The sequence below is a fragment of the Pseudarthrobacter sp. NIBRBAC000502770 genome (genome assembly GCF_006517815.1).
Classification (GTDB): Bacteria; Actinomycetota; Actinomycetes; order Actinomycetales; family Micrococcaceae; genus Arthrobacter; species Arthrobacter niigatensis.
On the sequence record NZ_CP041198.1, the window covers coordinates 2,802,079 to 2,824,616 of the forward strand.

Consider the following 22,538-nt stretch of genomic DNA (forward strand, 5'->3'; position numbering starts at 1 on the left):
CGCCCCCAGTACCCGTCAGCCGGCGCTGGAGGTGGGCACCGGAACAGGCTTCGAGCCATAACCGGAGTCAAGGGTAGGCGCCTGGGTCGGGTAGGCAACGGACGACGTCGGCTGCGGGCTTTCCGTGTATTGCTCCGTCGGGGCGGTGGCACCGGACGTCGGGGCTGGGTTGGGATCCCAGGCAGGCACCGTCCCCGGACCGGACGGTTCCACGACGGCCGCGGACGGCGTGGGGCCAGGGCTGGGCTCAGCCGAAACAGAGGGTGCAGGCGTGGAAGCTGAAGTCACCGACGCACCCTTGACGATGGCCGTAATCTGCTCCTTGTATCCGTTGAGGGTGGCCTGGATATCGGAGAGCGGTACGTCGCGGATGTTTTTCCCGTATTCGGCGATCTGGGCCCACAGCGCTTCCAGCTGGTGCTTGCTGTCCCCGTCCAGCGGACCATCAAGGGTCAGGACCAGCTGGCTGGCCAGGGCATAGGTGAGGCAGTCCAGACAGTTGTAGTTGGCCGCCGCGGAAAGGTTCTGCGGCACGATCACGTTCGTCTGCCCCACGACCAGCACCACTTGGAACCCCACGGCAACCGCCGCGCAGGCCGAACAGTTGGCAAAGGCGTAGGCCTGATTGGTGGTGGTGACGGGTTGGCCGTCCTCGGCCCACACCAGCGCGAACGCCACGCTGTACTGGACGGAGCCGTCGGTGGTGTTGACGGCGAGCGCCTGGTTTCCGTCGCCCTCGGGAGCGGCCGGCCGGTCGAAAGGGAACACCCAGGAGGGTGCCGCAGCAGCGGGACCTGCGTCGGAACCGCCGCCGGGAGCAGGAGCGGCGGAGGCAGCCGCCGGTACCAGCACCATGCTCAGCTGGGGGTTGTCCCGGGTCGGTTTGGCCGTGCCGGCAGGCCACAGCGCAACGGTTCGTCCCGCCGCGCCCTGTCGCAGCGCCCCGGCGTCGCGCGCTGGAAGGATCGTCCGGGTGGCATCACCCAGCGTCCCGCGCTCGTAGGCCTGCACCGGGCGGTACGTCCCGCCGTCGGGCCACCACGCCCAGGCGAGCCCACCAAGGAGGGCGGCCACGGCGCCCATGGCCACGATGCGCTGGGCAACCTTGCCGCGCGTCTTCTGCCACAGCCCGGTCACCAGCTGCCGCAGCAGCCGCATCACGATGTACACCACGCCCAGCACGGGCACAGCCACCACGATGATGGCCAGCGCGCGCACCGTCACGCCCAGGACGTCACCCGCGGACAGGCTCGCGGCCAAAGCTTCCTGCTGTTTGCCCACGCTGGCCCACCCGGTGGCCAGCAGCCGCGGCAGAGACAGCACCATCATCACCATGCTGAACAGCAGCACCGGCACCGTCACCAGGACCCAGATGCTGACCACAGCCCGCGCCCATGGTTTCAGCACCTTGCTTTCCGGGTTTCCCCACCGCCACGGGAGGATCCCCAGAAGGGTCGGCTTGATCCGCTGGAACAGGTCAGGCACCCCGGTGGCGTCGGCCAGGATGTGGTAGCCGTCGTATTTCACCAGCGGGATGAGCTGCCGGACCATCTGCAGGATCTGCGTGACCACTACCAACAGGAGTGCGTCGAACCCGGTGGCCCACCACAAACCCATGATGGCCACCGCCACGATGGCATTGAAGTACAGTCCCCCCAGGTCGGTGCGGATCCTGCCGCCGCGGCCCAGCCGATAGGAATCCGTGACGTCCGTGAAGAATGCGGGCCACAGCAGGTATAGCCCCGCCCCCATGGCTCCGGGCGTCGCCCCGCCTTTGCGGGCGGCAGCGGCGTGGCCGAATTCGTGGAACCCGGCGGAGAGGATGGTGACTGCGAGGATCAGCAGCAGGAGGGCAGGCTGTTCGAAGGCCTCATGGGTGGCCGAGCCCAGGCCCTTCACCATGAGCACCCACCAGCATGCGGCCAGGAAGGCGGCCGTCACGGCCACCACCAGCAGCGGGTGGAACAGCGCGGCGAACGGGGCGGTGATCCTGCGCGTGCGCTCGGGATCGGACACGATGAAGCGGAACCGCAGGCCCAGCAGCGGGTTGGACTTCCTGACCTCGGGCTGGCTGCCGTCGGCGAGCCGGAGCAGGCCCATCGGCAGCAGCTGGGAGTCCATCAGCGTGCGGACGTTGTCCGCGCTGACCAGGCGCCCGGAGCCGTCGCTGACGTGCCGGGAGATGGCCTCCAGGTCGCGCGTCCCGTCCGCCCCCTCCAGCACCAGGTACAGGAGCCGGGTCAGCTGGAGGGTCTGCCCGTCGCCGCGGCGTACCAAGGACGGGGGCTCCCGGTAGCCGGAGCCTTCCGCCGGGCCAAGCAACTGCACGCCGTCGGCCAGCGCAGGAAGGTGGGCACCCGCCGTCGTGATGGTCCGGTCCGGCGGATCCTGGGAAAGGCCGGTGCTCGACGACGGCGGGCCCGCCTGGGCAGGCGGGCCGCCTTGGGTCTGGGTCATCTTGGCTTACTGCTGCAGGTCGGACTGCTGGCCGGCCGTGGCGTTGGCGGCGCCGTCGATGTGCTGCGAGATGGTGGCGCTCTGGTCCGAGATGGCGTACGCCTGGCTGTCGATGGAGCCGATGTTGGCGGCGACGGCCGCGTCGATGGGGGCGGCGACGTTGGCGTTCGCGGCGACGGCACCGTTGATGGGGGCGGCGATGGCGGCGTCCGCATCGAGGTTGACGTCAACGTTAAGCAGGTTACCGTTCAGCGCACCCGCTGCGTCCGTGACGCCACCGGTGCTTGTGGGCGCAGGTGCCGTTCCGGTGGTCCCATCCGTGGTGCCGGCGTCCGTGGTGCCGGCGTCGGCTGCGCCGTCGCCCTGGCCGATCACGCTGTCCTGGGTGGAATCAGCGTTGGCATCGGCAGTAATGCCCTGGTCAATTGCCGCGTCCTGGCTGGACAAGGCCTGCGCGTCGGAGCCGTAGGACAGGATGTTGGCTGACGCGGCGGCGTCAATCGGCGCGGCCACGTTGGCATTGGCGGCGACGGCCAGGTCGATCGGGGCTGCAGCATTGATCCCCAGGTCCAGGTCCGCGTTCAGGTCCAGGACGGATGCTACTTCCTTGTCCGGCAGTGCTGTGGCCTGTTCGGACATCAGTTCTTCGTCGGTGAGAGGACGCATTTCGTTGTCCATGCTTGTGAGACCTCCAGTGCGGCGCGGGTGCTCTGCCCCAGCGGGCAGCCCGCGCCCACCAATAGTAAGCATGATTAGTAGTTTTGCGAAGCTTTCCTCTGCCGGTGGCCGCTGCCGGTCATCGCTATACGGGGCATCCAGGGACTATCGCGCTTCGAGTAGCAAAGGCGCGGCCGCAGCAGCCATCAGTTTGTGGTCGTGCGCTGCACCCGGAATGACGGACAAGGCCCAGTTGAACTGATCCCCTTCCCGGGCTGCATTCCGGGAGGCCTGGTAGAACGCCAACCCGCGCGTCAGCCTGTTGTCGCCTTGGGCATCGGTCTGCCGGTCGCGCTGAAGCATCGCATCTTTCGGGTCGACGTCGTCGGCGCCGAGGAGAATGATCAGGCGCCGGGAAAAGGCGTCTCTTAACGCCTTGGGTGCGAGCGGCGAGTTTTTCAATCCGTACGGGTACTCAACGCTTTGGTCCGGCATGGTGTACCAGCCGGCGTTTGCTGCGACTGCGACGCTGACATGGTTCGTTGGGGTGAATTCCATGAAGCGGTGAACAAACTGGCCTCCCGCTGAATGGCCGAAGAGCGCGTACTTTTCGGTTTTGCTGTTGGTATCCCGGACCACTGCCTGGAAGAGTGATTCCACTACATTGAAGCTCCAGGACTCTGGCGGGTTGATATTGCCGGCGGAGTCGAGGATGTTGCCTTGGTTGTAGCTGGCGGCGCCCGGGTAGTCGTCTTTGGAAAATTCCAACACCAGCAGCAGCGTGTTGCTGTTCTGGATGAGCGGCAGCCAGTCCGATCGGTAGGACTCCCCGTCGCGGTGGGCCCCCGTCATGACCATCAGAATCTGCGCCGACGACGGATCGTCCGGCGCCTTGTACCAGACGCGGATGGGCTGGTCCTGCAGTGGACCTTGGCCACTGAAAGCAAAATCTCCCGTCTCGCCCGGCCGTATCATCCGTGTCTGCGAACTGGTGGCAGTGGGGCTTGCCATGTCTCCTCCTCGATTGGACTGCGTCGGTCCTGCCGGGGTTCCATCGGGGGCGGCAGTGCAGGAAACAGCGAAGGTGAGCACGCTGATGGCGGCCGCGAGCATCCTAAGCACAGGCTGTCTGCGCCTTCGGACGCGCCGGGCACTCACTCCCGCGGCTCGAAACAGCGGCACGGCATCCTGGCGACATCGCCCTGGATCTGAAGCGCCGGATGGACCAGGGGAATGGCACTCACCATTTGGGGCGCAGTGCAGGGTTGCGTCAGGAAGCCGGTCATGGCGTTGTCGGTGTTGAAGCACTTCACCACGAACTGGGCCGGGGCATCCTTCCGCAATTCCAGGCCGAGCGATATCCCCACCCCTTGTTTACCAAAGGAGGCAAAGCGCCCCGGGGTGCCGAAAACGAAATTGCCAAGACTGTAGGCGACAGGCACCTTGTCGATGTATTCAATTTTGTCGGCAATGTGGGGTCCGGTGCCGACGATGAGGTCGTAGCCGGCATCCACCATGGCCTGGGCCCAGAACCGCTGTTCAGGGAGGGTTTCCGTATAGTTGTCGCCCCAGTGAACGTAGGCAATGACCCAGTCAGCGCCGGCAGCACGGGCCAGGTCGTAGCCCCTCTGGACGGTTTCCGGGCTGAAGGCAACCGTTCCGGGGGTTGATTCGTCTGCCCGTGTTGCCTTCCCGAAGTTCTCCCCCAGCGCGACGACGCCGATCGTCCCCATATCCGTGTGCCAGATGAGCGGCCGTTCCGCCTCTGCCAGGTTGTGGCCGGCCCCGAAGGTGTCCATGCCCGAGTTTGCTGACAACTTGACGGTGTCCTCGAGGCCTTCGATTCCCATGTCCATGGAGTGGTTGTTGCCCAGGCCCAGTGCATCAATGCCGGCTTTGGAAAGTGCCCAAGCCGCCATGGGGTCCGCGTGGTAGGAAAACTGCTTGCCGGGACTCAGGGGCTGGGTGGAGTAGGTCATTGGGGCTTCTGCGTTGGCGATGACCAGGTCACCATCGATCATCGGAAGGACCGCCGCCATCGCTGCCTCGTAGGCTGCAGCGTCTGCCAGGGGCGCCTCGCCGTCCCCCAGCATGGTGTCTCCCAGGAACTGGATGGACAGATGCTCATCCTCGAGGGCCCCGGCCGCAAGGTCTATTGATTCAACGTGGGCGGCTTCCGTTGCCCCGTAGTTGGCCGCCAACGCCCCGGTTCCGCCCAGGGCCACGGCCAGTGCAGCGGCGATGAGGACCCGGTCGCGCTTCTTGGGGTGCATTAGGCTCCGCTTTCCTGGTTGCCGTACAGCCGGTGTTCCCCGCTCAGGTTTGACTCCAGCCACTCCCTGTCCCGGTACTCCTCGCCGTACATGACTTCGGCCACCGCTCCGCCTTTAAGGACAACCACCGTGTTGGCCATGGCGATCTCCCGGGGATCCTGCGTGGCAATCAGGACTGTGCCGTCATAGCGGGCCAAAATGGCGGCGAAGTCGGCCTTGGCCTTTTGGTCAAGGCCAAGCGTGGGCTCATCCAGGAGCAGGATCGGCGGGTTGCCCACCAGCGCCCGGGCCAGGGCTATCCGCTGCCGCTGGCTGTACGAAAGATTGAGCCCGCCCTCCGTGACCCACGTCTGCAGCCCATAAGGAAGATCCAGAAGCATCTCGTCCAGGCCCGTGGCAGACAGCACGCGTTCCACTTCCTCCTCGGAGGCCCGGGGGGACGCATACGTAATATTGCGCCACAGGGAGCCGCGCATCAGCGGCAACTCGGGCCCGGCAGCCCCAATCCACCGGGAGGCGGAACGCAGGGCGGTTTTGCTGAGCATCTGCCCGTCGATAATCACGCATCCGCCGTCCGGGTCCACAGTTCGGGAGACCAGGCCCAGCAGGGTCGATTTTCCGCTGCCGCCCTCCCCGGTGATCGCGACCACGTCCCCCGGGGCTACCTGGAGGTCGACCTCGCTCAGCGCGCCCTGCACCGACACGGACATGAAGTTGATGGAACCCTTCCGGACTCTCAGCGGAGCATGGCCGCCGCTGTCGAGGTCCCGGGTGGAACTGCGGAGGTATTCCTTGATTTTGCCCACGGAGACCTGGGCCCGGTGCCAGTAGTCGTGGGCCAGGCCCAGGGTACGTACCGGCCCGGACAGTTGCCGGGTGACGACGACGAAACCCACCACAGTGCCGATGGTCGCTGTCCCCCGCCGGACTTCAAAGAGGCCGACAGTGAGGACCGCCCCCAAGGCCAGCAACGCGAAGGCGGTGGAGACTCCGCGGAGGTAGCCGCGAAGCCGCGCGACCCTTACCAGTGCCCGGGTCAGCTCGTCGTTTTGATGGGAGAGCCGGCTGTATTCCCCTGCGGACCGGCCGAAGACCTGCACCACGGGCTGGGCATTGAGTTGCTCGTCGATGTTGCTCATCACCAGCGAACGTCGCCGGCGCATAACACGCGTCGCCTGGCGCATGCGTTGGCCGGCAAGGAAGGACGCGGCGGCCCCCACGGCGACCGTCACCACGATGGCCAGTGACATCCAGACGCTGAAAAAGAACAGGACAGCCAGCGCGCCCACCATGACGATCGCGGCAATGATTCCGCTCAGCACCCCCCGGCTGATCCACAGCCGTGTCATTGAAAGGTCACCGAGGAAGCGCAGCAAAAGGCCGCCGCGGGCCCGGTGCTGGAATTGGCGGGGCGTCATGCCCTGCAAATGGCCGTACATCTTCATCCTCAGCACACGTACAGCTTCGTAGCCGGCAGTCTCCGCAACATTGAAACCGGCTGCGCGGAGCCAGCCGTGCAGCAGTGCCACGAGACCCAGCAGTCCTGCCTGGATGAGGGCCCACCTCCATTGCAGGTCCGCAGCGGCTCCTACCGTGGCCGGGGCCAGTCCGTCCACAATCAGGCGCAGCAGGAAGATATAGGCGACCAGCGTGGCCACCTGTCCCAGCCCAATGGCTATGGCTTTGGCGTAGACCTTGCCCGGAATTCTGTAGAGCCTGTCTTTTCCGGCCGCTGCGTTCACCACAGGTCCGCACTTCCCGCGGAAGTGCTGGGCCTGGGGAATCCAAAAAATCCCGGCTTTGGCCTAGGCTGGCGCTCCGGCGATGAGGTGAAGGGTCCAATGATCACTTCGTTGGCTGCGGGCTCGGCCTGGACTTCAACAGCGGTTTCGGCCTTGTCCGCCTGGGCGGCCGCCAGGACGTCCTGGATCCCGAGGAGGGATGCCGCGGTACCAGGCTCGGTGAGTTCTTCACGGGTCAGCACGGGCAGCCCTGTCACTTTTGCGGCCTCCCGGATGGCCAGGGGGGACCGGGTCAGGAGTCCCGTTACCGCAAGGACTTTGTGCCCCAGTTTCTGGAGGTGGGAAACCCCGGCTACCGCGCCCATCGAATCAGGGGCGGCGAATATGACGGCGTCCACCATGTTTCGCAGGACGTTCGCCTCCAGCAGGCGGGACGTTTCGTCCTGGTAGATTCCGTCGGCGATTTCCACCAGGTTTAGGGCGGTGCCCGACGCCGTCAGGTGGTTCACCAGTTCAGCAAACTTCGTCTCCAGCACCTCCATTGGTTGGCGGTACGTTGAGGCGAGGCCAACGTCGGTGAAATCGAGCATCAGGTGGGCGCCGGCGTCGAGCATGCACCAGTAGTCGTTTCCGGAACCTGTTCCCGTAACTTTCGTGGCCCCCACGGCGACGCCCGCTTTGCTCAGCCCGTTGACAAGGCAGTGCACGGTGGTTGTCTTGCCCGAATTCATGGCTGTCCCGATCACGGCGATCGTCCGGGGACGGGGAACATGGGGTGAAACGGGCGGCAGGGCGAAATCCTGGATGTTAAGGGGGCGCCCCTTGGCGTCCCCCAAGAGCCCAAGTGGCTCGATTTCCGTTGCCCGCCGAACGGCCATGCTCCTGCTCAGCACCTCCGAGGCGATCCCGCCGGAGGCGACCAGCTGGGTTTCGCCGAGGGTGGCGGGGACCCGGGATTCGAACTGGTCGGTGGCGTACCGGTCACCGTAGGTGACGATGATTTCGTCGTCATCGTGCAGCACGGCGCGCCGGCCGTTTGGCTGTTCGATGTGGCGGTGGTGGCCCAACTGTACGATCCGGGCCAGCACAAGATCGCCCGAGCGGGGACGGACTGCGCCTGACACCAGCGATGCTATCCGCTCCGGTACCACCCGCCGGGTGGTAAAAGCGGCTTTGGCCCTCGCCATGCGAACAGGGTCCAGCGGTTTGACCCATACCCCTCGATCTGTGCTCATGCCCCGCACGCTAGTGGGGAATACAAGCCGGGGACAGGGAAAGCGGTACCTGAAGTTCAGGTTAGGGACTACTTGGTGTCCAGCAACAAAACCCGCGCAGAAAAGCATCTGGCGTGGTTGAATGGCGAATGTGCCCCCCGGCACAGTGAGCCCCAACCGGACACCAGGAGGACAGTATGACTGGAATCAACTCGAAGTTCGACAAGGAATACATCGACAAGGGCATCGACGAGCTCGCGAAAGCGCCGGTGGAGGCGCTGAAGGGACTGTCCGAAAGCGACGCCCAGAAGCTGAAGGAAGCCCTGAACATCAAGACGGTCAAGGATCTGGGCACCAACAAGTTCTTCACTTGGGCGCAATCGGTCGCCAAGCTCGCGGAGTAGCGCGCACCCGCAGTTCGCAGCAAAGCCCTTGGCCCCGGCCAGGGGCTTTCCTGTGTTTTCGGCGGCCGGCATTCCGGCGGCATCCACATAGCTGCCCAGCTGATTACCTGCCGCTACCGGTCATTCCTTAGAGTGGAGGGTGGCAACAGCGGATGGAAAGGCGGCGACCGGCATGAATGCTCCGTTCCGTCTCCCCCGTGTCATTGCCTTCACCGCGGCCATGCTGACCCTGGCCGCGGCTGCACACGTAGTGGCCGGCGGTGCGCTGCCCCATCCGGCGATCATGGCCGGAATTGTGGCGCTTGTGCTTGCGCCGGTCACGATCCTCTCGAAAACCAAAATCAATGCCGCGGCGATGCTTGGGCTCCTGGCGTCCAGCCAACTGGGCCTGCACTGGGCCTTCGATGCGCTCTCGGCGTCGGTTGCCTTCACCCCGGCTGACGGCGCCCACGTCCACGGATCAGTCCCTGCTTCCGCCGCCCTGATGCCCGGCCATGAGGCCGTGCCGGGAGCCTTGATGCTGGCCCTGCACGCTGCGGCGACAGTGGCCACCGCCCTGGTCCTGGCCAGAGGCGAGGCGGCCGTGTGGGCCCTGGCGGCATGGCTGCGCCCCCTGGTCCGGATCCTGGCTTCCCTTGCCATCCCGGAGTGGCCGCGCCTTTCCGCGCCGGCCGCCGTCGTTATTCCTTTCCGGTGGCGGAACCTGCGGCTGCCCGCCCTCCGCGGACCGCCTGCCTTCCACGCCGCCAACTAGGCGGCCGCCGAATCCCGCGAAGTCCCCTTGCCGAAAGCGGCAGGGGGCCGCCGCGTTGTCATTTTCTCCCGTGCCGCCGCACCTGCGGCCCCTTTGGCGCACCCTATGGAAGGCTTTACTGTGAACACCTCATTCCGCCGTACCCTCAAGACCCTTGCCGCCGCCGCTGCCGCCGCGGGAATAGTGGCCGCGGGCGCAACCGCCGCGTCCGCCCACGTCAGCGTGACCCCGGACGATACCGGCGCCAACGGCTATTCCCACCTCACGTTCAACGTCCCCAACGAGTCCCCGACGGCCAAGACCACCAAGCTCGAGGTCACGCTGCCAACCGACACTCCCTTCACCTCCGTCTCCGTCAAGCCCGTGGAGGGATGGACCGCCCAGGTGGTCACCGGCGAGCTGCCCAAGCCCGTCAGCGTGTCCGGCAGCACGGTCACCAAGGCGCCCACCTCCGTGGTCTGGACTGCCGACGAAGCCCACCAGCTGGGCCAAAACCAGTACCAGGCGTTCTCGCTGTCCGTGGGCCGGCTTCCCGCCGCGGGCACCAGGGTCACCCTGAAGGCAGCCCAGACCTACACGGACGGCAGCGTGGTGAAGTGGGACGAGGAGAGCGCCGAGGGGCAGCCGGAACCCAAGCATCCCGCCCCCTCCTTCGTGACCACGGCCGACGACGGGGCCGCCGCCGCAGCGCCGGCGTCGCCCAGTGCCGAGGCAGCGACCCGGACGGCCCAGGAGTCCAGCGACGCAACGTCCGTCTGGGGCGTGGTCCTGGGGGCAGCAGGACTGGTGCTCGGCGCAGCGGCCCTGGGCGTGGCAGTTGCCGGCCGCCGTACCCGGACCGCCGGAAAGTAGGGCGATACATGAAAACATCGTCGACCCGCCACAGGACCGCCTGGCCGGCACGCATGCTGCTGCCGTTGGCCACCGCCGCGCTCCTGCTGGTCTTTTCCGCGCCGGCGCAGGCACATGATGCCCTGGAGTCCAGCAACCCGGCCAACGGGTCCACGGTCAGCGCAATGCCCGCCAAGGTCGAGCTGACGTTCGACCACACCCCCATCGCCATCAACTCGATTGTCCGCGTGGAGGACGCCACCGGAGCCGACCAGGCGGACGGCCCGGTGCAGATCGTTGACAACCAGGTCAGCCAGCCGGTCAAGCCTGGCGCCCCGCAGGGCAAGTACACGGTGGTCTGGCGGGTGGTCTCCTCGGACGGCCATCCCATCGAGGGGACGTTCACCTTCACCGCCGGCGGCCCGAATTCCGCGCCGCCGGGGGCGCCGGCGGCCAGCGCCGCGTCAGCCGACCCAGGGGTTCCGGGGCCGCTGGTGGTTGCGGGGACAGTTGGCGCCGTGCTGGTGATCGGCCTGGTGGTGGCCGGGTTGCTGGTCAGGCGCCGGCTGCGGAACCCGGAGGACGAGGAGTAGGAATGGCCGGCCGCCGGCACGGCCCAACCCACAGTTGCGGCCGTGCCGGCGGCCCCTCGGCTTTTAGCGCGTGCAGCGTTAGGGTGGGCCTTGCCCGGCCCACAGCCCTACACACCAGGAGTCCCCATGCCCAAGCCCACCTTCGCCAACGGTGATCCCTGCTGGATCGACCTCATGACGTCCGATCCGGAAAAGTCCCGCGAGTTCTACACCGCGCTGTTCGGCTGGACCTACGAGGAGGGCGACCAGGAGAAGTACGGCGGCTACATCACGGCGTTCGCCAACGGTGCGATGGTGGCCGGGATGATGAAGAACGACGCCGGCTCCGGGTACCCGGACGTGTGGACCACGTACCTGCGGGTGGAGGATATCCAGGCGACGGCGGACGCGGCCGTGGCGGCAGGCGGCCAGGTGTTGATGGGGCCCATGGAGGTCCCCGAGCAGGGACACATGGCGATGCTGGGGGACGCGGGCGGGGCCGCGATTGGCGCGTGGCAGTTCGGCGGCCATACCGGGTTCCAGTCCACGGGCGAACCCGGAACCCCCTACTGGCATGAACTCCACGCCCGCGACTACGCGGCGTCGGTGAAGTTCTACCAGGACGTTTTCGGCTGGGACACGGACGTCATGAGTGACACCGAGGACTTCCGCTACACCACGCTGGGATCCGGGCGCGACTCACGGGCCGGAATCATGGACGCCTCCCATTTCCTGCCCGAAGGGGTGCCGGCCAACTGGCAGACCTACTTCGCCGTTGAAAACACCGACGCCGGGGTGGAGATCGCCACGTCCCTGGGCGGGCAGGTGGTCCATCCCGCCGAGGACACCCCGTTCGGCCGCATCGCAGCCCTCACGGACCCCACCGGTGCGCTGTTCCGGATCGCCCAGCGGTAGGTCCGGTTCCACGGCCCCGGCGAGGAGCGCCGGGGCCGTTTTGGTGAGCGCCCGCTGGACCCTAGGATCGGAGTAAAACCGCAGGCCAACAGGGGGTCCGCCTTGCCCGAGCAAACGTCCGCACCGAAGGACGCCAAAAGCCGTGACATCATTCTCGGCCGGCTGAAGGACTGGGGATTGCCCATCGGCGTGGCAGTAATCGCCCTGGGCCTGGGCGCTGCCAGCATCACGGGTGGTTTGGCGGATCGTGACCGCAAATCCCAGGAGGCGGCCGCGAACCAGAGTGCCGCGGCCGTCCCCGTGTGTGAGGTGGAGGACCGGGGCAGCCTGGTCCCGGCGTCGGGCGCTTTGTTTGGCGTGAACTTGAACCTGGAGGCCAAGCCGCTGTCCCGGTATGCCGCGGACCTGGGCCACAAACCCGCCGTCAGCGTCTCCTTCGCCGATTTTCCGTACACGGCCCAGGAACGGACCCACCTGCAGCAGGCCGCCGCCCAAATCCGGGCGGACGGGCACGTGATGCTCCTGACCCTCGAACCCAAGCAGGGCCTGGCCGCCGTCACCCCTGACGTCATCAGCGCCTTGGTGAAGGATCTCGCGTCGATCAACAGCCAGGGCGTCCCGGTCATTGTCCGCCTGGCCCACGAGATGAACGGGTCCTGGTATCCCTGGTCCCAGCAGCCGCTGGAGTACAGGGACATGTTCACCCGGGTCGCGGACGCCGTCCACCACGATGCCCCGGGCTCGGCCATGATGTGGGCGCCCAATTACGCGGGCGGCTATCCCTTCGCGGGCGGCCAGTTCGAGGCGCAGGCGGGCAGCGCTGACTTCGCGGCCCTGGACACCGACCACGACGGCGCCATCACCATGGCGGACGATCCTTACGCCCCGTATTACCCGGGTGACCAGGCGGTGGACTGGGTGGGCATGTCCCTGTACCACTGGGGCGCGAAATACCCGTGGGGTGAGAACGAAGTCCCGGAGGCCGACAAGTTCGCCCAGCAGCTCACCGGGACCTACAACGGGGCCAACGGCGATGACAGCCTGCTCCCTGATTTCTACGGGGTGTACGGCAGAGACCACCGCAAGCCCGTTGCCATCCCGGAGACAGCTGCGCTTTACAACCCAACGGCCGGCGGCGCCGCAGAGATGGATATCAAGCGCGCCTGGTGGGAGCAGGTGTTCGGGCCCCAGACCCACGCCCAGTTCCCCAACCTGAAGATGGTCAACTGGTTCGAATGGGACAAGAACGAGGTCGAGGTCAACGGCAGGATCGACTGGACCGTCACCAACACCCCGGCCATCCGCGACGCATTCACCGCGGCCCTGCCGGACTGGCTGCAGTACGGCGCAGGGACCTCCTGCCGCCCAGCAACCTCCTAGCTCACAGCTGCGTCGCCGGAAGCACGGCTTCCCATTCCGCTCCACTGGGCGCCGGTTAGGTAAGGTTTGTCCATGATCCAGGCCGCGGCCGTGTCCGCGCTGACGTCCACCCACTGGCTGGGGATTCCCATCGCCGCCGCGGGTGCCGTCCTGCTCGCCCTCGGAACCCTGTTCCAGCACCGGGCCGTGGGAGACCAGCCGGCCGCCGCGGGACGCGCAGCCGGCAGCATGGGCGGCGGGCGGCTCCAGGCCCTGGTCCGCAAACCGGCGTGGCTGGCCGGGACGGCGATGCTGGGCGCTGCGATCCTGCTCCAGCTCACCAGCCTGCGGTTTTCGCCCCTTATCGTGGTGCAGCCCATTGGGGCAATCGCCCTGGTGGTCACGACCCTCGCCACCGCCCGGATGACCCGCAGGTCCCCCGGCCGGCGGGCCCTCACCGCCGTCGCCCTCTGCGTGGGCGGGGTGGGCGTGTTCGTGGCCGTGGCGGCGTTCTCCGCTGCGGACGTGGAAATCAGTGACCGGCACCTGGTGACCATCCTGATCGTCCTCGCCGTGGTCCTGGCCTGCGTCGCCGTGGCCTACGCGCTGTGGCGGCACCGCTCCGGCGCCGTGGTGTTCACCGCCGGCGCCGGGATCCTGTTCGGGTTCGTCGCGGCTTTGGCCAAGACCGTGATTGCCAGGCTCTTCCAGGGGGACTTCGAGTGGCTGTCGCTGACCTGTTTGGCGGGGCTGGTCATCGCGGCCCTGGCCGGCAGCTTCCTGGTCCAGAACGCCCACACCCGGGGAACGCCCGAACTCGTGGTGGCCGGACTGACCGTGATCGATCCGCTGGTGGCCGTGGCCATCGGCGTCACCATCCTGGGCGAGGCTGCCTCCGCCCCGCCGCTGGCGATCGTCCTGTTCCTCCTGTCAGGAGCCACCGCGGTGGCCGGGGTCATCCTGCTGGCCACGGTCAAGGCACCGGCCGAACCAGGGGTCAAGCGGTAACACCGCCCAAGGCCTTATTCGTGCTCGCGGATGTATTCCTCGGGGCTGACGTCCTGGGGCTCTAGCCCTCCGGCGTGCTCGGACTCGAAGATGGCGAACGCCAGGCCCAGCCGGTGCCGCAGTTCCAGGGAGGCGTGCTGCCGGAAGTCGGTCAGGCCTTCGCGTTCCTCTTCCGCCATATGGTCGCCGTTGGCTTCGTTGACCTTTGCCAGCGCCGCCCACCAGTCGGCTGTCCCGGTCGGGTGCCGGTCCACGTCGCTGATGGCGTCCCGGATCTCGTTGTGGTCGTGGATGGCGTCGGTGGTCTCGTCTTCGGCGGAGTCCTTTCCGCCGGCTCCCTTCCCCAGTTCCAGCAGCTCCGGGTAGAAGAGTTCCTCTTCCGCCTTGGCGTGGACTTCCAGCAGGATGCGCATCCGCTTCCATACCGCGTCCAGGCTGGACGTTTCGCTGGCATGCATTTCATCAAGCAGGGCGAACAGGCGCCGCTGCTCGTGGTGGTCGTTCAAAATCACTTCAACGATGTCCATGGGGGTCCTCTCGGCGGGGTGGTGGCTACGGACTACTCCTTACCCTCACCGGCCCGTCTTCCACCGGCACACCCTGCAAGCGAAGGATTCCCAGCGGATTCCCAGTAAATAACCACCGGGCAGGGCCAACCGGTGGGTACAGCCTCATTAAGCCCGTGACACGAATCCAAGAGGAGACAAGAGACATGGAAGCATTGCCCCTGGTGGTCCTGCTCCTGATTTTCGCCGGTGCCGCGGCGGTGATCTGGGTGGCGGGGATCCAGCTGTCCAAGCAGACGGACGTCCTCGATGACCGGCTGCATCTGGGGTCGGCGCTGGGCGGGCTGATCCTGCTGGCCGTTGCCACCAACCTGCCGGAGATCGCCATCACGGTCAGCGCGGCCGCGTCCAACAACATCGGCGTGGCCGTGGGCAACATCCTGGGCGGCATCGCCATCCAAACAGTGGTGCTGGTAATCCTGGACGTGTTCGGAACCAAGGGCACGGAGCCGCTCAGCTACAAGGCAGCATCCCTGACCCTGGTCATCGAGGCCGTCACGGTCGTCGCCGTCCTGGGCGTGGTGATCGCCGGCAGCCAAATGCCGGGCTCGCTCGTGGCCTTCCACCTGACCCCTGCCGCGGTGCTGATCGCCGTGATCTGGATCCTCGGATTGATCCTGGTCCAACGCTCCCAAAAGGGCCTGCCGTGGCACCAGCAGGGCGACGCCCCCGGCGGCCAGGACCAGCCCAAAGGCCACTCCAAGAAAAAGTCCACCGACCAGAACCGCCACATCAGCACGGGCAAGTCAGCCCTGATCTTCACCGTCGCAGCCCTGGCAACCCTGGCCGCCGGCGTCGTCCTGGAGCGCAGCGGGGACGCGATCGCCGGGCACATCGGCCTCTCCGGGGTCCTCTTCGGCGCCACCTTCCTGGCCCTGGCAACGTCCCTGCCGGAAATCTCCACCGGCCTGGCATCGGTCAAGCAGGGCGACTACAAGCTGGCGTTCAGCGACATCTTCGGCGGCAACGCCTTCCTCCCCGTCCTGTTCCTGGTGGCGGTCCTCATCACCGGCAAACCGGTGCTGCCGCAGGCCCAGGCCACGGACATCTACCTCACTGCCCTGGCCATCCTGCTGACCCTCACCTACCTGCTGGGCCTGCTCTTCCGCCCGAAAAAGAAGCGCCTTGGCATGGGGACGGACTCACTGGTGGTCCTGGTCCTGTACCTGGTGGGCGTGGCCGGCCTGTTCGCCGTCGCCACCATGTCCTGACCGCCGGATCCAGCGTCGAATCCAAGGCCGCGCAGCACGGGCCCGGACCGGTCCAGAAGGGTTGCTGTAACGAACAGTTGGTAGGTACGGCCGAATCCGGCCAGTGCAGGAGCGTTCGGAAGGTGCAGCCATGAGTCCACGAAGCAGTCCGCGAGCACACAACAGGGGACGGCTGCGGATTACGGCCCTGACAACGTTCCTGGCCCTGGTCTTGTCCGGCTGCGCCGCGGCCGGCGCCGGAAACCCGCCGCCCGAAGGACCTTCAGCCAGTCCGTCCGTTTCGCCGCAGGCAACTGCCGGTGCTGCGGCGGACGGCCCTCGTCCGCCGCAACCATGGTATGCGGCGACGAAACCAGGACGAATATCGTCAAGGCCCTATCCCTTCCATCCGAGCCACCCACCACGGACTCCTGGGCGGACAAACTCTACACCTGCACCTATGCGCTCCCGTCCGGGCACCTGCTGCTCTCGGTCAAGGAAACGTCCGATCCGGCAGCTGCCCGCGCCTTTTTTGACGGACTGCAGCAACAGGCTGCCGGGGCTGCGCCGATTGAGGGGCTGGCAAACCTGGGGTTTCCGGCGTTCCAGACGCCTACCTCCGCGGTCTTCACGAAGGACAATTTCGTCCTGACGGTGGACGCGGCAGCCCTCCCCGCTACGTTGGGCCCCCACGACGTTTCCCGTGACGCTTTCGCGTACCAGATAGCCACCGCCGTACTGGCCTGCTGGTCCGAATAGCCAGGGAGGGGCAAAAAGACGCCCACCTTCCCCATCCGTGACGGGAAGCACAGCGAATCATCAGTGTCACAGTCATGGGCGGACCCATCAGGGGAGCGTCCATTTCCAATGGAGGAAATGTCATGAAGAAATCCGCTTTCCTGGTTGCCCCGGTTCTTGCCCTGGGCGCCTTCGCACTCTCCACCAGCCCGGCCCTTGCCGCCGACAACGCCACCATGTACCAGGCGAACCTCGCCGCGATCAACGGCAGCAATGCCTCCGGAACCGTCATGGTCACCGTCAACGGTGACCAGGCAACCGTCACGGAGAAAGTCTCCGGACTCGCTGCCATGTTCAACGGGAACCCGTACCCGCACGTGCAGCACATCCACATCGGTGCCAAGGGGATGTGCCCTGACATGTCCGCCGACACCAACAAAGACGGTGTCATCAGCACCACCGAAGGCGCACCTGCCTACGGCGGCATCGGCGCCACCCTCTCCACCAGCGGGGACACCAGCCCCGCAGCCGGAACGGACCTGAAGGTCGCAGGCATGGGCGCCTCCTATACCTACAACCGGACTTTCACCCTGGATGCCAAGACTGCTGATTCGCTCAAGGCCGGAACCGCCGTCGTCGTGGTCCACGGCCTGGATCCGGCCACCCTGCCCGAGGCAGCGCAGAAGGCTCCCAGCGACCTGGTGCCCTCCCTGCCCCTGGCCGCCACCTCCCCGGCATTGTGCGGCTCCCTGAAGGCCATGCCCGCCGGAGCCCCCGGCACCGGCATCACCACCCCGGCTCCGGCCGGACCTGACCTTGGCCTCCTCGCTGCCGGCGGTGGCCTGGTCCTCGCAGCCGGCGGTGCGTACGCACTCCGCCGCAAGATGGCCGCCTAGGCCCAGAGGACAGCGGGAACAAGCAGGGACCTAATGGGACCCCGGAACAGCAGCCGCCGCGGACGCGTCATCGCGTCCGCGGCAGCCGCCCTGCTCCTGGCCGGCGGCATCACCACCATCGGCCTCGGCCTCCACGCCGAACCCTCAGGCACGGGGGACCCGCAGCAGTGTCCGGCCCACCAGCCGCAGCGCTGCCCGCGGACACCGGCGCTCCAGGGCCGGCGTCCCCAACAGGGCCGCCCCCCGCTGCGCCGGTACAGCCAGTCCCGTCGGCCGCGGCCACTCCTGCTGCTCCGGATGCCCCGCTGCCCGCCTCCGTCCCGGTGCGTGTGGAGGTGCCCTCCATCGGAGTGGACGCGGCTGTGGCTCCGGTGGGAAAGCAAGCGAACGGGGAAGTCCAGACGCCCTCGGGGGAACCGGGGTCTCCTGCCGGCTGGTACCAGGATTTGCCCACTCCGGGCCAGACGGGCTCGGCGGTGATCCTGGGCCACGTCAACAGCACCACCAGCGACATTGGACTGTTCTACCGGCTTCACGAACTCACCGCGGGCCAGACCATCACCATTACCCGCGCGGACCACACCGCCGCGGTCTTCACCGTGGACCGGGTGGATATCTACCACAAATCAACGTTCCCAACAGTGAAGGTTTACCAGAACGCAGACCGCCCCGAGGTACGCCTTATCACGTGCGGGGGCTACGACCCGGCCACGAGGGAATACCTCGACAACACCGTTGTCTACGCGCATCTGGTCTCCAGCCACCCCGCGTAATTCGCAGCCGCTCCCGGCCCAGGCCGAAACCGGCCACTCATCCCCGAGAGGGAACATCATGAAGTCGATACTCACTAAGCGCGCGGCCCTGGCCCTGATCGGCGCCGCCACTATCTTCGGGGCCAGCGCGTGTGGAACCAGTGGAGGAGGGCCCGCCGCCGCACCGGAGACGCCGGCCTCCACGCCCGCATCCATGGCTGGCATGGGAGGTTCGCCCATGGCATCCCCCAGCGGAACAACGATGGCGGAGCACGGGTCCACCGGAGCGAACCCAAGCCTGACCATCCATATCAAGTCCTTCGCCTACACCGGGCCGGACAGCGTCCCCGGCGGCGGGAGTGTGACGGTCATGAATATGGACAACGAAGCCCACACCGTGACCGCTGACGACGGCTCCTTCAACGTCGTGGCCAAACCCGGGACCAGCACCACCTTCACCGCCCCCGCCACGGCGGGAAGCTACCCCTACCACTGCACGTACCACTCCAACATGCACGGAACGCTGACAGTCAAGTAGCGGGTCAGCCTACGGGCACCCGGTTCTGGGCCCGCCGCATCCGGTACTCACGCCAGGTGATCCAGACAATGAAGATGTCGAACGCGGTCAGGAGCACCATGCCCCAGGTGAACTCCACCGAGATCCGGTACACCTGGTACGCGATGAACACCAGCAGGAAGGCGATCATCCAGGGGTAGGCCCACAGCTTCTCCCGCAGGACCGCCCACACCAGGACGATCTTCACCACCCCGTGCAGGAGGAGGTAGACGGCGCCAAACAACGACGCCGGGCCCGAAAGGTTGGCGGTCAGGTGCACCAGGGCATTGGCCACGAAGTCCCGCGGATCCTGGGCGAGTTCGTGCTGGGTGAGGAACCGGACCAGGCCGTTGATCTGTGCGGGCGTGACCAGCAGCAGGAGGACGCCGCCGATCAGTTCCAGGACCCCGTCCAGGCCCTTGAGGATGAGGGAGATGCGGAAGGTCCTGTCCAGCAGGGCCGTTCCCTGGCGCGTGTTTTCCATTGGACATTCCCTTCGCAGAACCCGTGCAGTGTATCCCCCGGACAACGCGCGGCACCCGACAAGCAGACCACGCGCCGGGCCGCCACGGCATCCAGCATTTCCCCAGCATCGGCTCCTATAGTGATCCCGTGCCGGTCCACGCCGTCCAGCGGGGAGGCACGCGCAAAATTGGAAGGACACACCGTGGTGAAACCCTCTATCCCGTCTATGAAAACCCGCATCGGCGTCGGAGCCGCAGCCCTCCTGGCCGCCGGTGCCATGGCCGTTGCAGGCGTGGGTGCCGCGTCCGCCTCCCCCAGTCCAACAGCTACCGCCTCCGCCGCCGCCACCGGCCAGGCCAAAGCGGCGAAAGGCGCCGGCGGCCTGCAGGCGTTCCTGGGCATCAACGCGGACAGCCCCCAGGCTGTTGGGGACCGTGCCGCGAAGGCAGCCGAAGCCCTGGTCAACCACCCGCAGCTCTTCGCCAAGCTGCCCGCCGCCCTCCAGGCCGACGTCACCACGCTCAAGGACGCCCCGGCGGCGGACCGGGTGAAGGACGCCTACAAGATCAAGACCACCGCCCTTTCCGGCGGCTACGGTCCCGAGGTCCAGAAGCGCGCCGAAGCGCTGGAGAAGACCGTCACCGGCGTGGCCGGCCTGCGGCAGGAACTGCGGACCGCGTTCAGCTCGGGCAATCCGGGCGCCGGGCTCCAGCAGGTGGCCGACCAGCTCATCGCCCACCCCAAGCTGTTCGCCAAGCTCCCCGCGAACCTCCAGGCTGACCTGACCACGCTCAAGAACGCTGCCCCCGCGGACCTGGACGCCCAGGCGAACAAGATCAAGGACACGGCGCTGAACGGCGGCTACGGCGCCAGGGTGCAGAAGATGGCTGAGGCCCTGGCAAAGAAGGCGGCAACGCCCAGCACCTGACGCGCCGGCCAGCCGTCGGGACGCGTGCGACGGCGGCGTGGACGGTTCCAGGGTCCGGCGGGCGTGGGCAGTGGGCCGGGTTCGTTGTGGTACCGCCGCGGGGCAGGGATATGAGCGCATGATGTTCCCATGAAAAGGATCATCTGGTGCCTGGCGGCGGCCATCATCATCACGCTTGCCTTTGGGAGCGTGTACGTCGCGCTCCAGCAGATTGGCCGCCACATGGCCAACACGGCGCCGGCTGCCGCCGCCGCGGCGCGGCTTCAACAGCCGGGGCCTGATACGGCGGCGGGGCCGCGGCTGGAGCTGTCCCCTGACAGTGGCGTGTTCCTGATCGGTTACGGGGACACCAACAGCCCGCTCTCCTCTACCGTGGTCCTGCACGGGGCCATGCCCGTGGTACCGGAGGGGGTGCTCGACACGGCGCGGGCCTTGGGCAGCGACACGGTGACGTGGCAGCCGGAGCCTGGTTTGCGGATGGCGATCGTGGCGAAACAGGCGGCAGGGAACGTTGTGGTGGCCGGCCAGTCGCTGGCACCCTTCGAGGCCAGCGACCGCATGACCCAGATGTTCCTTGCAGCGGGGTGGCTGGGCAGCCTGCTGGTCCTGGCGGGGGCCTTCGGTGCGGCAGGGTTGGTGGGACGCAGACAAGGCAAAGAACCGGGAAAGTCGGGGCTGGATACCGCGTCCAAGGGCTTTTCGGAGCCAGCCGTCAGGACGTTTGCGACGCCGCGGCGGACGGATCCAGGTCGGCGAGCGTGAGCGGGTGGGCAGGTTGGTCCGGGAACGGGAGGGTGCAGCTAACCGCCAGGTCCGGCGCAACGTGCACCAGCTCCCCCGCCGCCAGGGGGCGCCAGCCGGGGTTGTGGTTCATGGGTTCGGTGGCGAAGAGGACGGACCGGGCACCGGACAGTTCGGTGCTTCGGGTGTGGATCCGGTGGCTCCGCGCATCCAGCGGCGCCACCGGAGTCGGCTCTACTGAAGGGTCCCGTTCCAGCATGAACAGCGGGTGGGTGGCCGGGTAGCGGAGTGCCCAGAGGTCGGTGGCAGTGGTCACGATCAGGTTCAGGGCCAGGACGGGAAGCTCCGCGGCGATCCATTCCACCGCCCGCACAATGCCTTCGGCCACGTTCCCGCCGGCCCGGCGGCTCTCGGCGGTGATGAGGGCAAAGAGGCGTTCGCTGTCGGTCTGGCCCTGCACCAACCCGGAAACCCCAAAACCGGTAAGCCGCGCGTCGAGCCGGTCCAGCCCGTGGAACGCCCCGTTGTGCGCGAACAGCCGGCCATCCTGTTCGAACGGGTGCGTGTTCACCAGGGTGTGGGCGCCGGTGCTGGCGTACCGGACGTGTGCCAGGAAGGTGGTGCTCACCAGCTGCCGGGCTTCCCGGGCGAAGGCGTGGTCCTCCCATGCGGCAAGCGGCCGTTTGCTGACCCGCGCGCCGCCGTCGGCCGCAAACGTGCCGATCCCCGCGCCGTCGGGCTCCCGCCTGCTCTGCTCAGCCAGGCTGTCCGGGGCGTCCAGGAGCCAGAAGGTGGCGCGGACGGGCCGGGACCCTGCGTGCAGCCCGAACAACCGGCACATGGCCGCTCCTTCAGCGCCCCAGGGCCGCCAGCACTACGGCAACAGTTCCCACAGCCAAGAACGCCAGGCCGACGTAGGACGTCGCCCTTTGCCGGCGGCGGCGCAACTCCCTGCGTGAGTAACGCGCATCGTAACTTCCCCCATATTTACCCATGGCCACAGATTAGGAATGCAAGCTCAACGTTTCCTCAAGATGGAAACATGTGACTGCCAATTTCTATCCGATGAACAACTCCAGCTGGTCCGTGGTCCGCTGGCCGGCGTAGGTAATCCTGCGAAGGTACTTCGCAGCGAGCCCCGGCAACGCACCGGCCGGATCGGATCCGTTGTCCGCGCAGCGGAGGTCCTCCTCCAGTTCGAGGGCAACGCCGGCCAGGTGCATGGCCCCCACCATCTGCGCCGACGTCCGGAGACTCAAAACGGCTGCCATCGCGCCCTTGCCGTCACCGCTGGTCAGGGTGCTGCGGATCTTCTCGATCCTGGGCGGCATCTGATCGATGAAGTCCCGGACGAATACCTTCCAGATGCCGTCGTCATAATCCGTTTCGGCCCGCAACAGTGCCAGGACAGAGTCATCCAGCACGGGCAGGTTCGGGCTTTCCTCCTGGTTCACGGCTCCCGCAGCGCCCCTGGCGCCTAAGGTTTCCCTTCCATACACATGCTCCCCCTTGCAAGTACG

The 22,538-nt window shown here is 67.0% G+C and carries 24 protein-coding genes; 14 read left to right on the plus strand and 10 right to left on the minus strand.

Annotated elements, in window-relative coordinates:
• Positions 1 to 15: 15 nt before the first annotated feature.
• From NIBR502770_RS13475 to NIBR502770_RS13500, 6 genes are all read right to left on the minus strand, one after another.
• On the minus strand, positions 16 to 2,457 hold the full coding sequence (locus tag NIBR502770_RS13475; RefSeq protein WP_141182242.1) for a hypothetical protein: 2,442 nt from the start codon (positions 2,455 to 2,457) through the stop codon (positions 16 to 18).
• Between the two features lie 6 nt (positions 2,458 to 2,463).
• Complete coding sequence (locus NIBR502770_RS13480) at positions 2,464 to 3,123, minus strand: peptidoglycan-binding protein (protein WP_246857273.1); 660 nt, start codon at positions 3,121 to 3,123, stop codon at positions 2,464 to 2,466.
• Between the two features lie 156 nt (positions 3,124 to 3,279).
• Positions 3,280 to 4,125 carry a hypothetical protein gene (locus NIBR502770_RS13485; RefSeq protein ID WP_141182244.1) on the minus strand — a complete coding sequence of 282 codons (846 nt, stop codon included), beginning with the start codon at positions 4,123 to 4,125 and terminating at the stop codon, positions 3,280 to 3,282.
• Positions 4,126 to 4,268: 143 nt separating this feature from the next.
• Entirely contained in the window at positions 4,269 to 5,387 is a 1,119-nt protein-coding gene (locus NIBR502770_RS13490; RefSeq protein WP_141182245.1) for a CapA family protein, read from the minus strand.
• Positions 5,387 to 7,132 (minus strand): ABC transporter ATP-binding protein, encoded by a 1,746-nt coding sequence (locus NIBR502770_RS13495; protein WP_141182246.1) that lies wholly within the window; start codon positions 7,130 to 7,132, stop codon positions 5,387 to 5,389. The genes NIBR502770_RS13490 and NIBR502770_RS13495 overlap by 1 nt, the downstream gene beginning before the upstream one ends.
• On the minus strand, positions 7,126 to 8,364 hold the full coding sequence (locus NIBR502770_RS13500) for a DUF1611 domain-containing protein (protein ID WP_141182247.1): 1,239 nt from the start codon (positions 8,362 to 8,364) through the stop codon (positions 7,126 to 7,128). The genes NIBR502770_RS13495 and NIBR502770_RS13500 overlap by 7 nt, the downstream gene beginning before the upstream one ends.
• Before the next feature lie 176 nt (positions 8,365 to 8,540).
• Here NIBR502770_RS13500 and NIBR502770_RS13505 point away from each other — a divergent pair, with 176 nt between their 5' ends.
• The 7 genes from NIBR502770_RS13505 (at position 8,541) to NIBR502770_RS13535 (ending at position 14,186) form a co-directional block, all read left to right on the plus strand.
• The gene (locus NIBR502770_RS13505) at positions 8,541 to 8,747 is read left to right on the plus strand and encodes a hypothetical protein (protein ID WP_141159594.1); all 207 of its coding nucleotides are present in this window, start codon (positions 8,541 to 8,543) and stop codon (positions 8,745 to 8,747) included.
• A 172-nt stretch (positions 8,748 to 8,919) separates the two neighbouring features.
• Positions 8,920 to 9,501 carry a hypothetical protein gene (locus tag NIBR502770_RS13510; RefSeq protein ID WP_141182248.1) on the plus strand — a complete coding sequence of 194 codons (582 nt, stop codon included), beginning with the start codon at positions 8,920 to 8,922 and terminating at the stop codon, positions 9,499 to 9,501.
• Between the two features lie 120 nt (positions 9,502 to 9,621).
• Positions 9,622 to 10,353 carry a YcnI family protein gene (locus NIBR502770_RS13515; protein WP_141182249.1) on the plus strand — a complete coding sequence of 244 codons (732 nt, stop codon included), beginning with the start codon at positions 9,622 to 9,624 and terminating at the stop codon, positions 10,351 to 10,353.
• An 8-nt stretch (positions 10,354 to 10,361) separates the two neighbouring features.
• The gene (locus NIBR502770_RS13520; RefSeq protein WP_246857274.1) at positions 10,362 to 10,925 is read left to right on the plus strand and encodes a copper resistance CopC family protein; all 564 of its coding nucleotides are present in this window, start codon (positions 10,362 to 10,364) and stop codon (positions 10,923 to 10,925) included.
• Positions 10,926 to 11,051: 126 nt separating this feature from the next.
• Positions 11,052 to 11,819, plus strand: a complete 768-nt coding sequence (locus NIBR502770_RS13525; protein WP_141182250.1) for a VOC family protein — start codon at positions 11,052 to 11,054, stop codon at positions 11,817 to 11,819.
• A 102-nt stretch (positions 11,820 to 11,921) separates the two neighbouring features.
• Positions 11,922 to 13,199, plus strand: a complete 1,278-nt coding sequence (locus tag NIBR502770_RS13530; protein ID WP_246857275.1) for a glycoside hydrolase family 26 protein — start codon at positions 11,922 to 11,924, stop codon at positions 13,197 to 13,199.
• A gap of 72 nt (positions 13,200 to 13,271) precedes the next feature.
• The gene (locus NIBR502770_RS13535) at positions 13,272 to 14,186 is read left to right on the plus strand and encodes a DMT family transporter (protein ID WP_141182251.1); all 915 of its coding nucleotides are present in this window, start codon (positions 13,272 to 13,274) and stop codon (positions 14,184 to 14,186) included.
• A gap of 14 nt (positions 14,187 to 14,200) precedes the next feature.
• Here the strand turns inward: NIBR502770_RS13535 and NIBR502770_RS13540 are convergent, their stop codons facing one another.
• Entirely contained in the window at positions 14,201 to 14,713 is a 513-nt protein-coding gene (locus NIBR502770_RS13540; protein WP_141182252.1) for a hemerythrin domain-containing protein, read from the minus strand.
• Positions 14,714 to 14,898: 185 nt separating this feature from the next.
• Between NIBR502770_RS13540 and NIBR502770_RS13545 the strand changes: the two genes are divergently transcribed.
• The 5 genes from NIBR502770_RS13545 (at position 14,899) to NIBR502770_RS21360 (ending at position 18,866) form a co-directional block, all read left to right on the plus strand.
• On the plus strand, positions 14,899 to 15,963 hold the full coding sequence (locus NIBR502770_RS13545; RefSeq protein ID WP_141182253.1) for a sodium:calcium antiporter: 1,065 nt from the start codon (positions 14,899 to 14,901) through the stop codon (positions 15,961 to 15,963).
• Positions 15,964 to 16,296: 333 nt separating this feature from the next.
• Positions 16,297 to 16,701, plus strand: a complete 405-nt coding sequence (locus NIBR502770_RS13550; protein WP_141182254.1) for a hypothetical protein — start codon at positions 16,297 to 16,299, stop codon at positions 16,699 to 16,701.
• 122 nt (positions 16,702 to 16,823) lie between these two features.
• A complete protein-coding gene (locus NIBR502770_RS13555; RefSeq protein WP_141182255.1) occupies positions 16,824 to 17,576 on the plus strand; it encodes a CHRD domain-containing protein in 753 nt (250 codons plus the stop codon).
• A 167-nt stretch (positions 17,577 to 17,743) separates the two neighbouring features.
• The gene (locus NIBR502770_RS13560) at positions 17,744 to 18,349 is read left to right on the plus strand and encodes a class F sortase (RefSeq protein ID WP_141182256.1); all 606 of its coding nucleotides are present in this window, start codon (positions 17,744 to 17,746) and stop codon (positions 18,347 to 18,349) included.
• Between the two features lie 58 nt (positions 18,350 to 18,407).
• On the plus strand, positions 18,408 to 18,866 hold the full coding sequence (locus tag NIBR502770_RS21360; RefSeq protein ID WP_210418867.1) for a cupredoxin domain-containing protein: 459 nt from the start codon (positions 18,408 to 18,410) through the stop codon (positions 18,864 to 18,866).
• 4 nt (positions 18,867 to 18,870) lie between these two features.
• Here the strand turns inward: NIBR502770_RS21360 and NIBR502770_RS21215 are convergent, their stop codons facing one another.
• A complete protein-coding gene (locus tag NIBR502770_RS21215) occupies positions 18,871 to 19,368 on the minus strand; it encodes a DUF2127 domain-containing protein (RefSeq protein WP_168223171.1) in 498 nt (165 codons plus the stop codon).
• Positions 19,369 to 19,575: 207 nt separating this feature from the next.
• On the opposite strand from NIBR502770_RS21215, the gene NIBR502770_RS21220 reads away from it, so the two are divergent.
• Positions 19,576 to 20,277 carry a hypothetical protein gene (locus tag NIBR502770_RS21220; RefSeq protein ID WP_168223172.1) on the plus strand — a complete coding sequence of 234 codons (702 nt, stop codon included), beginning with the start codon at positions 19,576 to 19,578 and terminating at the stop codon, positions 20,275 to 20,277.
• 129 nt (positions 20,278 to 20,406) lie between these two features.
• Positions 20,407 to 21,039: a hypothetical protein gene (locus NIBR502770_RS13575; protein WP_141182258.1), complete on the plus strand. Its 633-nt coding sequence runs from the start codon at positions 20,407 to 20,409 to the stop codon at positions 21,037 to 21,039.
• On the opposite strand, the gene NIBR502770_RS13580 is transcribed toward NIBR502770_RS13575, so the two are convergent.
• Together NIBR502770_RS13580 and NIBR502770_RS13585 are read right to left on the minus strand one after the other, a co-directional pair.
• On the minus strand, positions 20,990 to 21,859 hold the full coding sequence (locus NIBR502770_RS13580) for a class II glutamine amidotransferase (RefSeq protein ID WP_141182259.1): 870 nt from the start codon (positions 21,857 to 21,859) through the stop codon (positions 20,990 to 20,992). The genes NIBR502770_RS13575 and NIBR502770_RS13580 overlap by 50 nt on opposite strands.
• Positions 21,860 to 22,076: 217 nt before the next feature.
• Complete coding sequence (locus tag NIBR502770_RS13585) at positions 22,077 to 22,472, minus strand: Hpt domain-containing protein (RefSeq protein WP_141182260.1); 396 nt, start codon at positions 22,470 to 22,472, stop codon at positions 22,077 to 22,079.
• Between the last annotated feature and the right edge of the window lie 66 nt (positions 22,473 to 22,538).